General features: G+C 45.7%; 10 protein-coding genes. 4 read left to right on the plus strand and 6 right to left on the minus strand.

Annotated elements, in window-relative coordinates:
- Positions 1–72 precede the first annotated feature (72 nt).
- From BMW45_RS13825 to BMW45_RS13850, 6 genes are all read right to left on the minus strand, one after another.
- Positions 73–783 (minus strand): ABC transporter ATP-binding protein, encoded by a 711-nt coding sequence (locus tag BMW45_RS13825; protein WP_092244609.1) that lies wholly within the window; start codon positions 781–783, stop codon positions 73–75.
- A complete protein-coding gene (locus tag BMW45_RS13830) occupies positions 770–1,636 on the minus strand; it encodes an ABC transporter ATP-binding protein (RefSeq protein WP_092244612.1) in 867 nt (288 codons plus the stop codon). Before BMW45_RS13830 ends, BMW45_RS13825 begins: the two co-directional genes overlap by 14 nt.
- Positions 1,636–2,739 carry a branched-chain amino acid ABC transporter permease gene (locus tag BMW45_RS13835; RefSeq protein WP_025234363.1) on the minus strand — a complete coding sequence of 368 codons (1,104 nt, stop codon included), beginning with the start codon at positions 2,737–2,739 and terminating at the stop codon, positions 1,636–1,638. The genes BMW45_RS13830 and BMW45_RS13835 overlap by 1 nt, the downstream gene beginning before the upstream one ends.
- Before the next feature lie 10 nt (positions 2,740–2,749).
- The gene (locus tag BMW45_RS13840) at positions 2,750–3,631 is read right to left on the minus strand and encodes a branched-chain amino acid ABC transporter permease (protein ID WP_025234362.1); all 882 of its coding nucleotides are present in this window, start codon (positions 3,629–3,631) and stop codon (positions 2,750–2,752) included.
- A gap of 177 nt (positions 3,632–3,808) precedes the next feature.
- Positions 3,809–4,987: an ABC transporter substrate-binding protein gene (locus BMW45_RS13845; protein WP_092244615.1), complete on the minus strand. Its 1,179-nt coding sequence runs from the start codon at positions 4,985–4,987 to the stop codon at positions 3,809–3,811.
- A gap of 215 nt (positions 4,988–5,202) precedes the next feature.
- The gene (locus tag BMW45_RS13850) at positions 5,203–6,807 is read right to left on the minus strand and encodes a CTP synthase (protein ID WP_092244618.1); all 1,605 of its coding nucleotides are present in this window, start codon (positions 6,805–6,807) and stop codon (positions 5,203–5,205) included.
- A 284-nt stretch (positions 6,808–7,091) separates the two neighbouring features.
- Here BMW45_RS13850 and ftsH point away from each other — a divergent pair, with 284 nt between their 5' ends.
- The 4 genes from ftsH (at position 7,092) to BMW45_RS13870 (ending at position 12,636) form a co-directional block, all read left to right on the plus strand.
- The gene (gene ftsH / locus BMW45_RS13855) at positions 7,092–9,077 is read left to right on the plus strand and encodes an ATP-dependent zinc metalloprotease FtsH (RefSeq protein ID WP_092244621.1); all 1,986 of its coding nucleotides are present in this window, start codon (positions 7,092–7,094) and stop codon (positions 9,075–9,077) included.
- Positions 9,078–9,541: 464 nt separating this feature from the next.
- On the plus strand, positions 9,542–10,861 hold the full coding sequence (locus BMW45_RS13860; RefSeq protein ID WP_242883025.1) for an ABC transporter substrate-binding protein: 1,320 nt from the start codon (positions 9,542–9,544) through the stop codon (positions 10,859–10,861).
- A 72-nt stretch (positions 10,862–10,933) separates the two neighbouring features.
- Entirely contained in the window at positions 10,934–11,815 is an 882-nt protein-coding gene (locus tag BMW45_RS13865) for a carbohydrate ABC transporter permease (protein WP_092244623.1), read from the plus strand.
- Positions 11,812–12,636, plus strand: coding sequence for a carbohydrate ABC transporter permease (locus tag BMW45_RS13870; RefSeq protein WP_092244626.1), 825 nt, complete (start codon positions 11,812–11,814; stop codon positions 12,634–12,636). Before BMW45_RS13865 ends, BMW45_RS13870 begins: the two co-directional genes overlap by 4 nt.
- The last annotated feature ends 21 nt before the right edge of the window (positions 12,637–12,657 follow it).

Raw genomic sequence — 12,657 nt, forward strand, 5'->3', positions numbered from 1 at the left:
TTTAAAAATAAAAATAAAGGTTGCAGATTGACGCCCCGTATGAAAGGGGTCTCCTGTCTGCAACCTTTGTTTTTAATTCTTCTTTTTTCCAAGATAAGCTGCTATTACCGATTCATCGGCCAACAGCTTTTTCCCGGACCCTGTCAAGGTGATCCGCCCGGTTTCCAGAACGTAGCCGATATCAGCCGTATGAAGGGCCATATTGGCATTTTGTTCGATGAGAAGAACGGTTACACCTTTTTTGTTGATCTCCCGGATAATAGAGAAGATATCCTTTACAATCAGCGGAGCAAGACCCAGTGAAGGTTCATCCATCATGAGGATCTTTGGCTGGCTCATAAGAGCCCTGGCAACTGCCAGCATCTGCTGCTCGCCTCCTGAAAGGGTACCGGAAAGCTGCCAGCTCCTTTCTTTTAACCGGGGAAATAAATCATAAATCCAGTCGATATCCTCCTTAAGATCGTCATTTCTTAAATAGGCTCCGATCTTGATATTTTCAATAACGGTCATATCCGGAAACACATGGCGTCCTTCCGGTACCAGGGCAATTCCCCTGGATATAATATCCGGAGTATCCTTGCCGATCAGTTCCTCCCCATCCAGGGTGATACTGCTCCCGGCTGATGGCTTTACCAGACCGACAATAGATTTTAAGGTCGTGCTTTTTCCGGCTCCATTGGCCCCGATCAGGGTCACAATGCTCTTATCCGGCACTTCAAAGGAAATTCCCTTAACGGCTTCAATTCCGCCGTAATTCACTCGCAAGTTATCAATCTTCAGCATCGTCGCTCACCCCCAGATATGCTTCAATTACCCGTTCATTGTTCTGGATATCCTCCGGCGTTCCCTGTGCGATCAGCTTACCGAAATCCAGAACATAGATGCGGTCGGAAATCTGCATGACCAGATCCATATGGTGCTCGATCATGAATACGGTAAGATGGTAAGAATCCCGGATCTGTTTAATAAAATCTGTTAATTCCTGGGTTTCCTGGGGATTCATGCCTGCAGCCGGCTCGTCAAGCAGCAGAAGTTTTGGTTCCGTTGCAAGGGCTCTGGCGATTTCTAAGCGCCTCTGTAAGCCGTAGGGAAGGGAGGTTGCAATTTCATCCTTTAAATGAAGCAGGTTTTGTTCCTCTAAAAGGGCAGCGGTTTCCACCCGCATCCGTTCCTCTTCCCTGCGGTTTAACCGAAGAGTTGCGGAAAATACATTCTGTTTGGCACGCATGTGCTTTGCGATGAGCACATTGTCAAATACGGTCAGCTGTCCGAAAAGGCGGATGTTCTGGAAGGTACGTGCAATGCCTCCTTTTGTAATCACATCAGGCGTGCTGCTGATCACTGAAATTGGACCTGGCGTTACTTCTCCCAGATAGTTTTTCTTCATTTTTCCCTTTGGGGTATTGGAAAGAATGGTTTCTCCCATAAAGTCCACCTGCCCGTAGGTTGGCTCATAAATACCGGTAACACAGTTAAATGCGGTTGTCTTTCCAGCACCGTTGGGACCGATTAAGGCCACGATTTCTCCCTGGTTTACGTCAAGGGTCAGACCGTTTACGGCCACAACACCGCCGAACTGCATGGTAATGTCCTGCATGTGGAGCACGTTAATTGGAGTTTTTGCCGTGTTTGACATTATGCGTTATCTCCCTTCTGTGCTTTGCTTTTTCTCTTCAGCCTGGATGGAATACTTCGGATAAGCCGACCAAGCCCCTCCCAGGAAAATTCATTGCTGCCCATGATCCCGCGGCGGTAGAAAAGCACCACCATCATCAATAAAATAGAAAAGATGACCATGCGGAAACCGGAACGGAACAGTGGTACTTCAAATCCTCCGATAACCAACGGATTATCAAAGAAACGAAGCCATTCCCTTCCCGCAGTGACCAGAAAGGCGCCGATGACGCTTCCCGTAATGCTTCCGATTCCTCCAAGGACTACGATTAACAGGATATCGTAGGTTAAGTTGATGGAAAAAGTCTTCGAATCAATGGAGCGCATGAATATGGCCAGAAGCCCTCCGCCTACGCCTGTGAAAAAGGAAGAGATGACAAAGGCCAGCTCCTTATAACGGAATAAGTTAAGTCCCATGGCCTGGGCAGCCACTTCATCTTCACGGAGGGCCTTAAATGCGCGTCCGTAGGAGGAATTAATGAGTAGGACCATTAAAAGGATGCAAAGGGCCGGGAGCCCAAAGGCTGTAAAAAGGTTAGGAAACCCGGGAATGCTTTTTAATCCGTAAGAACCGTTGGTGATCTTGTCTAACTGGGGAGCCGCAATGACAGCCCGGATGATCTCGGAAAAGCCCAGGGTTGCAATAGCCAGATAATCACTTTTTAACCGGAGAACAGGAATGCCGATAAGGGCGGCCATGGCTGCGGCAAGGAGTCCTGCGATAATTAAGGCCAGCCAATAAGGGCAGTGTAAGTTCGCGATAGCAGGAGAGATGCCGTTTACATAGTAAACGCTGGCTCTGCTCTCAACCGGAATGGTAAGGATGGCTACGGTATAGGCTCCGATCGCCATAAAACCGGCCTGGCCTAAGGAGAATAATCCCGTAAAGCCGGTAAGCAGGTTCATGGAAACGGCAACCACTGCGTAGATGGCACTTCGCTCCAGGATGGAGATCTGATAGCTGTACTGGGCGCTATTAGCCTGTAAAAAAGCCAGCAGGCCGATGATGACTAAAAGAGCGGCCAGAGTATAAAGTTTGTTTTTGGAAACTGCATTTTTCTTCATAGGGGGCACCTCACACTTTATCGGTCGTCTTCTCGCCGAACAGTCCAGTAGGCTTGATCAGGAGAATGATGATTAGCAGAACAAAGGTAAATGCGTCGCTGAAGGTGGAATATCCCATAGCTACCAGGGCGGTTTCGCCAAGGCCAAGGATAAAGCCTCCGATCACGGCGCCTGGAATGCTGCCGATACCGCCGAATACTGCGGCAACAAAGCATTTTAAGCCAGGCAGGGAGCCGGAGAACGGGAATACGGTCATTCGGTCCGTAAAATAAAGCACGGAGCCGACGGCGGCTAAAAGGGAGCCAATGGCAAAGGTAATGGTGATGATGCGGTTGATCTTGATTCCCATAAGGGCGGCAGTATCATAATCCTTTGCGACTGCGCGCATGGCCATGCCGATTTTTGTCTTATTGATCAGGGTGATAAGCCCATAAACAACGACAAGTGTCAGGACCGGCGTTAAGAATGTTACAAAGGATGCGGAAAGACCGCCGATCTGGTAGATCTTCTTAAGAAACGGAATTTCCGGATATCCCTTTGGCAGAGCTGTGAACAGATAGGTAGCCAGATTCTGCAAAAGGTAGGAGACACCGATAGCAGAAATCATGACGGACATTCTGGGTGCGGTACGTAAGGGGCGGTAAGCCACCCGTTCAATGGATACGCCTAATAGTACGGTGACCAGTAAAACCACTGGAATGGAAATGTACCATGGAAAACTTGCCATGGCAAATATCATAAAATAACCGGCCATCATGAAGATATCGCCGTGGGCGAAGTTGATGAGCCGCAGGATACCGTAAACCAAGGTATAACCAATGGCAATCAGCGCATAAGCGCCGCCCAGGGAGATACCGGTCAGGCACTGCTGTAAAAAGGTTGTAAGACTCATGTGGCGAAATGCCTCCTATCTGTTGAGTATGAAATATGTAATGAATCACGCGGCATTCACCGAATAAACCTGCATATATTTTTATTCAGCTCATTGATCCCGCAAATGGAACGAGTGGGGAAGGAAATACGTCCCCACTCATCTGGTAATGACTGCATTGTCACGGTATCTTAGTTATTATTTAACCGTAGTAGTCGTTAAGAATTTAAATTTTCCGTTTTCAATGGTCTTTATGAACGCCATGTCTTTCTTGGCATCTCCATTTTCATCAAAGGATATGCTTCCGGTAACGCCGTCAATGGATACGCCCTTTAATGCATCACGGATTGCGGTGCCGTCTGTGGAGCCAGCGGTTTCAATGGCCTTTAATGCGCAGAGATAAGAATCATAGCCGAGTGCAGATACAGCCGGGATGATTTCGTCCTGCTTATTTTCCTTTAAGTAAGCCTTAAAGCCGGAGATAAAGGCAGCAGCCTCCTCGTTGGCTGGTTCTGCTTCGTCAAAGAAGGTAGAAAGGACAACGCCTTGTGCAGAGCTGCCTGCATTTTCGATGATTGTGGAGTTCTCCCAGGTATCACCGGCAGCGATGGTAGCTGTAATTCCAAGTTCACGGGCCTGCTTGATGATAAGAGGAGCCGTAGTAATGGAAGATGGTGCAAAAATGATATCAGGATTCTGAGCCTTGATGTTTGTAAGGATTGCCTTAAAATCGGTCTGATTGGTCTGGAACTGTTCTTCGCTGACAATATTGCCGCCTAAGCCTGTGAATGCTGTTTTGAAGAAGGATCCAAGGCCGGAGGAATAATCATCTCCTAACTGGGTGATGACGGCAGCCGTCTTTGCCCCGTTGTCATTGGCGTAGTTGGCCATGACCGTACCCTGGAACGGATCCAGGAAACATACCCGGAAATAGAAATCATTTCCCTGGGTTACCTGAGGGTTGGTACAGGAGGCGCCTATGGCAGGAATTTTGGCATCTGCAAATATCTGTCCTGCTGCAATGGAAACACCGGAACCATAGCTTCCAAGCACAACGGAAACCTTTTCGCTCACAAGCTTCTGTGCAGCGTTGACTGCTTCCGTTTTATCGGATTTGTTATCCACTTCCACCAGTTCCACCTTGTATTCTTCCCCTCCGATTTTAACCGTTGGATGGGTCTGCTTTGCATAGCGCATTCCCAGGAGCTCCTGGAACCCACCCCCTCCGTTTTCTCCGGTAGTAGGTTCGAACACGCCGATCTTAACGACCTTTTCGCCGCCAGAGGCAGAAGACGAGGAACCAGTGCTGCAGCCGGCGACCATGCTGGCGCTCAAACATGCTGCAAGAGTGATTGCAAATACTTTTTTCAATTTCATAAATGATATCCTCCTTTATGTGTATCTCATACAAACACAACTGTCTCTCGTGCAGATACACGTTGCATTATATTATATACAGAAGATTGAAAAAGTGCAAGAAAAAAATGAAAGAAAATTATAATTTAAAGAAAAATATTATTTTAACAATAAAACAAGGAGTCCGGATCCTTAATAAGTGTCCGAACTCCCAATTTTATGTTATAATCTAATAGTTAACTGTTTTCAATGGCCGCACGTATGAAATCCCGAAACAGCGGATGAGGTCTGTTAGGCCTTGATTTAAACTCCGGATGTGCCTGTGTGGCGATGAACCAGGGATGAGATGGAATTTCTATCATTTCCACGATCCGTCCATCCGGGGAGATACCGGAAAGCTTCATCCCAGCGTTTACCAGATCATCGCGGTAATCATTGTTTACCTCATAGCGGTGTCTGTGACGCTCATGGATCAGCTCTTCCCCATATACTTCATAAGCCTTGGAGGATTTGTCCAGCATACAGGGATAGGAGCCAAGTCTCAGTGTGCCTCCGATGTCCTCGATGCCGTTCTGGTCCGGCATTAAGTGGATAACCGGATGCGTAGTTTCTTCATTGAGCTCTGAGGTGTGTGCGTCGCCAAAGCCCGCTACGTGGCGTGCAAATTCCACGATGGCCATCTGCATTCCAAGACAGAGGCCAAGGAATGGAATGTTGTTTTCCCGGGCATAACGGATGGATGAGATCTTTCCTTCAATGCCGCGGCTGCCAAAACCGCCGGGGACCAGAATTCCGTTCACATCACTGAAAAGGCTGGCCGCGTTTTCATCGGTAACAAGTTCTGAATCGATCCATTTAATATGAACCTTCGCCCGGTGGAAGACACTTCCGTGTTTTAATGCTTCCACTACGGAAATATAGGCATCATGAAGCTGGATGTATTTGCCAACCAAGGCGACCGTCACCTCTTTTTCCGGATGCTTCCAGTTTTCGATCATTAAGGTCCAGTCCGCCAAGTCTGGTTTGGGGCAGGGAAGGTTTAAGCTTTCACACGCGACTTCAGCTAAATGTTCTTCCTCCATGGCAAGAGGAAGCTCATACAATACTTCCACATCCAGGTTTTGGAGTACATGGGTTTTGGGAACGTTACAGAATTGTGCGATTTTGCTTCGGATTCCGTCATCAAGGGGCAGTTCGGAACGGCATACAATGATGTCGGGTTGGATCCCCATCCCCTGTAAGTCTTTTACACTGGACTGGGTGGGTTTGGTTTTCAGTTCGCCGGAAACCTTTAGATATGGAACCAGGGTCACGTGGATGAGAATGACGTTCTCGTGGCCTGCTTCGTGTTGGAATTGTCGGATCGCCTCAAGGAAAGGCTGGCTTTCGATGTCGCCTACCGTTCCACCTACTTCTATGATGGCGATCTCTGTTTCAGAGGAGTTGCTGTTGCTGCAGTGAAAACGGCTTTTGATTTCGTCGGTAATGTGAGGGATAACCTGTACGGTGCCTCCCCCGAAGTCCCCGCGCCGTTCACGGGTCAGTACGGTCCAGTAGACCTTACCGGTAGTAACGTTGGAATTTTGAGTCAGATTTTCGTCGATAAATCGTTCGTAATGGCCAAGGTCGAGATCGGTTTCAGCACCGTCCTCGGTGACGAAAACCTCACCATGCTGCACTGGATTCATGGTGCCAGGATCAATGTTGATGTACGGATCAAATTTCTGCATGGTGACCTTATAGCCTCTGGCCTTAAGCAGACGTCCAAGAGATGCTGCGGTAATACCTTTGCCAAGCCCGGACACAACTCCTCCGGTGACAAATACGTATTTCACTGACATAACAGTGTAACCTCCTTTTGTAATGGTATGGGAATATTTTTAAAAAAGAAATTATACAGCTATTCTTTGAAAAAATCCAGTGTCTTATAAAAAAACTAAGAATATAAAGTATAAAATATTGTATGAAAGCATTATTATGGTAAAAATTCATGGCTGTTAAATAAAACCAGCCCAGGTGTTTATAAGGATTTAATAATTCTTTTCTTGATTTATGGGGAAACTGACACTATAATGATAGAGGTATAAAATGGGTAGAAACTATCCGGATTGGAGAATTCACACAGATGGATAACAAGAATCAAAATAATAATAATAAGATGCCGAAGAATACCCAGGCCATCGCCATATGGGTCATCGCGTTTCTTATTGCGGTAGCAGGGATTTCTTATCTGCACGGCGCGATTACGACGAGGACCAATAAAGAACTGAGCTACGATACCTTTATGAATATGGTAGATCAAAAGCAGGTGGAGTCGGTTAATGTAGAAGATACGAAGATTACCATAAACCCCAAGAAAACCTGGGAAGGATATAAACCTGGCGTTACCTATTATACGGTAAGGATGGACAACGATTTAAATCTGGCTGAGCGCCTTCGCACTGCCGGAGTGGAAACCCTAAGGACCCGCCGTGACGGCAACTTTTTCATTCAGACCATTGTCAGCTATCTGCTCTTGTTTGCAGCCATGGGATTTCTTTTAAACTTCATGATGCGCAGAGTCGGCGGTGGCGGCGGACTTATGGGCGTTGGAAAGAGCAATGCCAAGGTTTATGTGCAAAAGGAAACAGGCATTACCTTTAAAGATGTGGCGGGGGAAGATGAGGCTAAGGAATCCTTAACTGAAATCGTGGATTTTCTCCATAATCCTGGAAAATATACAAAGATCGGTGCAAAGCTTCCTAAGGGAGCGCTTCTTGTAGGACCTCCAGGAACGGGAAAAACACTGCTTGCCAAGGCTGTTGCAGGAGAGGCCCATGTTCCCTTTTATTCTCTGTCCGGTTCTGATTTTGTAGAGATGTTTGTAGGTGTGGGAGCCTCCCGTGTCCGGGATTTGTTTAAGCAGGCCCAGGAATCTGCTCCCTGTATTATATTTATAGACGAGGTAGATGCCATCGGTAAGAGCCGTGATTCCAGATTCGGCGGAGGAAACGATGAGAGAGAGCAGACCTTAAACCAGCTGCTTTCTGAGATGGATGGTTTTGATTCCTCTAAGGGACTTTTAGTGCTTGCAGCAACTAACCGGCCTGAAATCCTAGATCCTGCGCTTCTCCGCCCAGGCCGTTTTGACCGGCGGATCATCGTGGATAAGCCGGATTTAAAAGGCCGTGTGGATATCTTAAAGGTTCATGCCCGGGATGTGCTTCTTGACGATACGGTTGATTTAGATTCCATTGCTCTGGCAACCTCAGGAGCCGTTGGTTCCGATCTTGCCAACATGATCAATGAATCCGCCATCCTTGCGGTGAAAAACGGCCGTCATGCGGTGGCACAGAAGGACTTATTTGAGGCTGTGGAAGTGGTACTTGTAGGTAAAGAGAAAAAGGACCGTGTTCTTAACAAAGAGGAGCGGCGCATTGTTTCTTATCATGAAGTGGGACATGCCCTGGTCAGTGCCCTTCAAAAGGATTCGGAACCTGTGCAGAAGATCACCATTGTTCCAAGAACCATGGGTGCTTTGGGATATGTAATGCATGTGCCGGAAGAAGAAAAGTTCTTAAACTCCAGGAAAGAGCTTCATGCCATGCTGGTAGGCTATCTGGCCGGACGTGCGGCAGAGGAGATCGTCTTTGACACCGTTACCACCGGTGCAGCGAATGATATTGAACAGGCTACCAAGGTAGCGCGTGCTATGATCACCCAATATGGTATGTCGGAGAAATTCGGACTTATGGGCCTGGCTGCAAGGGAAGACCAGTACTTAAGCGGACGTACTGTAATGAACTGTGCGGAAGCCACTGCTTCCCAGGTGGATGATGAAGTCATGAGGATGCTGAAAGAAGCATATGAAGAGGCCAAGAGCCTTCTCTCAGAAAACCGGGATGTAATGGATAAGATCGCAGAATTCCTGATCGAGAGAGAGACCATTACCGGTAAGGAATTCATGAAGATATTCCGGGAGGCAAAGGGAATTCCGGAGCCGAAGGCAGAGAATAAGGATTCTGAAAATGGGGAAGTGTCAAAGGAAGAGGAAGACGGCCTTTCCGATTGGACAGAAGAAAAGAAGGAAATGAAAGAATCCGTTATTGATGTTGGAAACGTTAAAGATTAATGTTTGAGAATCGTCAGGCAGCTGATGCATGGATAGAGCCGTGCAGCAGCTGCCTTTTTTCGCCCATTGCTTAAGGTGGAGAGGATTAGGTGTTTTTTTAGTTCGCCCACCCAATAACTGTCCGAAGGTATACAGTGTAAATATAGCAGATGGATGAAGGAAAGATCAAAAGATTGCGGTGTATGGGAGTTGAGAGTGCCGTTGGTATATTGCTTGAATATACAATTTTTATATAACTTCCAATAAAAAATAGTTTGTTAAACGCATAATAACGAAAGAAATGTAAGCGTAAAACGAAAGAAATGTAAATTTATTATATAAAACATGAATTTTTACGCTTGATTATATAATAATTGCTTAAATCCATAAAAAATTGAACATTTAAGATATTAAAATAATCTGCTAAGATAAGAGTGCTTACGAAGCAGTAACAAAAGGAGAACAGAGAATAGGAGAGCGAGCTTATGAAAGCAAAAAAGGTATTGGGTGTTTTGTTGGTTGCGGCAATGACGAGTATTTCTCTATTGGGGTGCGGAAAAGGAGAAAACGGAGAAACAAGTGCAGCGGCAAGCAGTGTAAGCAGTGATGCAGACAGCACAAAAGGAGCAGATAAAGGGGAGAAGGTTAATCTTCTGTTATGGATGCCTCCATTTGGAACAGGAGATTCCCTGGATAAGGAATTCTGGACTAAGACATTAGAGCCGTGGGCGGAAGAGAACAATGTGAAACTTTCGATTGAAATTACGCCTTGGGGAAATTATGAAGAAAAGTATCTGACAGGCTTCTCCTCTGGCGAAGGCCCGGATGTAGGCTATATGTATCTGGAGATGTTCAATGATTTTATTGAGATGGGGACACTGGCAGATGTAGATAGTTATTTTACTCAGGAAGAGAAGGATAATTATCTCTACTTCGATCAGGGGAATATGAAAGGTGGACAGTATGCAATTCCATTTATTGTAGGGAATGCGAGAATTCCATATTTCAACATGGACATTTTGAAGGCAGCAGGAATAACAGAGCTGCCGAAGACATGGGATGAACTAACCCAGGTTCTGGTGCAGGTGAAAGAAGCAAATCTGGGGAATGTAATACCTTTTGCACAGGAATGGGCGGATCCGGCAATCGGTGCGTTAAATAATATCTATTATCCATATTTATGGCAGGCCGGCGGGGATATCTATAATAAAGATGGCAGTAAGGTTGCACTAATGGACAATGGAGCAGCTGTGGAGGCGGCGCAGTTCCTTTATGATTTGAAATTCAAATATGGTGTGCTAACAGATGAAAGTTTGGCGTTGTCCGGGGATGATGTAAGAACCCAGTTTTGTGAAGACCGTATAGCAGTAGCTTCTATGGATGCAAAATCAGCAGGTGTATTAACTGATGCTGGCATCAACTGGTCATTTATCCCTAGTTTTGAGAAAGAGACAAAGGCTACATGGGTAGCATCCGATGCACTGATTGTAAGCAATGCATGTAAAAATAAAGAATTAGCAGTGAAACTTATTAAGTACATGACGTCTGCACCGGTGATGTCAAGCTTCCATAAAGAGATTGCCGGGTTCCCTCCGATTACTAAGGATGAGGAATATAATGATAACCCAGTGTTTAAAGACATGTATGAGACTCAGAATGAATATTTACATACCCTGCCTGTTGCAAATGGTTCCTTTAAAGTCATGGATACTTTATACAAGAATTTACAGCTGATGATGCTGGGAGATTTAACGCCGGAAGAGGCGATTCAGAAAACAGTAGAGTATTCAGAAAGTATTAATTAGTGGTCCATGATCTGCCTGACAGAATCTGATTCGTCAGGCAGAACTTTATCCAGGCAAAAGGAAGGGAAGTCTATGAAGAGCAAACAAAAAGAGGCTTTAACCGGTATCGCATATGTGCTGCCCAGCTTTATACTGATTATGGTCTTTTCTTTAGTCCCCATTATCATGAATGTTTATTTCAGCTTTACTAAATATAATGTTTTGCAGCCAGCCCAGTTCGTGGGTCTTAAAAATTATGCCAGGATGCTAAAGGATTCTTATATTTGGGCGTCGTTGAAGAATACAGCTATATTTACACTCATCACAGTGCCTGTGCAGACGATGCTTTCGTTGATATTTGCGGCAGTTATTGCAGAACGGTTCCAAACCAGATTTGGGAATTTTATTAAGAGTTCGTTGTTCATTCCCGTTATCGCTTCCGCGATCCTGGTTGGTACTTTATGGTCGATTCTGTTAAGCCCCACAGGTGTTGTGAATCATGTGCTGGGACTTTTCGGTATTCCGCATATCAACTGGCTGGGCGGAAAGTCCACTTCACTGATCAGTATCTGCATTACCAGCATCTGGAAGAATGTAGGATACTTTCTGGTGATTTATTATGCGGGAATCATGAACATTCCCCGGAGTTTGTATGAAGCGGCTGAAGTAGATGGTGCATCAACCGTACAGAACTTTATATATATTACACTTCCCAGCCTGTCCAGCGTGACGTTTCTGGTTGTGACCCTGGGTACGATCTGGTCATTTCAGGTGTTCGATCTGGTGTATACCATGACGGGAGGCGGTCCTGGTATGAGCACGGTTACATTGGTGCTGACAATTTATAATACGGCATTTAAGGAATATAACATGGGATATGCAAGTGCCATCGCCCTGCTCATGTTTGTATTTGTACTGTTTATATCGTTTATGCAGAAATTATTATTAAAGGACAGAGGGGAGGAGGCAGCATGAGGAAAGCGGACAAGAGAGGCTGGTTATTCAAAATCACCATCGGGGCGGTTCTTTTATTTGCTGCGCTTCTGGCTATGGCTCCTTTTATCTATATGATGCTGGTATCATTGACACAGAAAACAGTGCTGGATTTGAACTTCGAAAATGCAGATTTCAGTTTTATTAACTATAACCGCGTATTCCGAAATTTCAATCTGGCTACCAATCTGGCCAACAGTATCATTGTGACAGTTTCTGCCTGTGTGCTCAACTGCGTCATCTCTTCTATGGCGGCTTATGCTTTTGCCAAGAAGAAGTTTCCGTTTCGCGACCAGTTATTTAGCATCTATCTTGCTACATTGATGATTCCAGGACAGGTAACTTTGATTCCGGTATTTACCATCATGAAAAAACTGGGGCTCATGAATACTTACCCTGCGCTTTTTTTACCGATTATCAATGCTTTTGGCGTTTTTTTGATCAGGCAGTTTATGGTGACCATACCGGATGAGCTTCTGGAAGCAGCCAGTATTGATGGATGCGGCGAGAACCGGATATTTATTTCTATCGTGATACCGCTGATTAAGTCGGTTATGGTATCTTTGATGATTTTTACCTTCATCACCTGCTGGAATGATTTCCTCTGGCCGCTGGTGATCGTGACAAAACCGGAGAGACAGACGTTGACACTTGCGATTTCTGCGCTGAAGGGAAGCTATTCAACGAACTATGGCCTGGTGATGGCAGGCTCCACATTGACTTTTTTGCCACCATTTCTTCTGTATATCTTCCTTCAGAAACAGTTTGTGGAAGGAATTGCGATGAGTGGAATCAAAGGATAAGAAAAAAGGAGGATTTTTATC

The sequence above is a fragment of the Lacrimispora sphenoides genome (genome assembly GCF_900105215.1).
Lineage (GTDB): Bacteria > Bacillota > Clostridia > Lachnospirales > Lachnospiraceae > Lacrimispora > Lacrimispora sphenoides_A.

Coding starts and splice junctions, on each gene's coding strand:
- BMW45_RS13825 (WP_092244609.1), bottom strand. CDS start 783: ATGCTGAAGATTGATAACTTGCGAGTGAATTACGGCGGAATTGAAGCC.
- BMW45_RS13830 (WP_092244612.1), bottom strand. CDS start 1,636: ATGTCAAACACGGCAAAAACTCCAATTAACGTGCTCCACATGCAGGAC.
- BMW45_RS13835 (WP_025234363.1), bottom strand. CDS start 2,739: ATGAAGAAAAATGCAGTTTCCAAAAACAAACTTTATACTCTGGCCGCT.
- BMW45_RS13840 (WP_025234362.1), bottom strand. CDS start 3,631: ATGAGTCTTACAACCTTTTTACAGCAGTGCCTGACCGGTATCTCCCTG.
- BMW45_RS13845 (WP_092244615.1), bottom strand. CDS start 4,987: ATGAAATTGAAAAAAGTATTTGCAATCACTCTTGCAGCATGTTTGAGC.
- BMW45_RS13850 (WP_092244618.1), bottom strand. CDS start 6,807: ATGTCAGTGAAATACGTATTTGTCACCGGAGGAGTTGTGTCCGGGCTT.
- ftsH (WP_092244621.1), top strand. CDS start 7,092: ATGGATAACAAGAATCAAAATAATAATAATAAGATGCCGAAGAATACC.
- BMW45_RS13860 (WP_242883025.1), top strand. CDS start 9,542: ATGAAAGCAAAAAAGGTATTGGGTGTTTTGTTGGTTGCGGCAATGACG.
- BMW45_RS13865 (WP_092244623.1), top strand. CDS start 10,934: ATGAAGAGCAAACAAAAAGAGGCTTTAACCGGTATCGCATATGTGCTG.
- BMW45_RS13870 (WP_092244626.1), top strand. CDS start 11,812: ATGAGGAAAGCGGACAAGAGAGGCTGGTTATTCAAAATCACCATCGGG.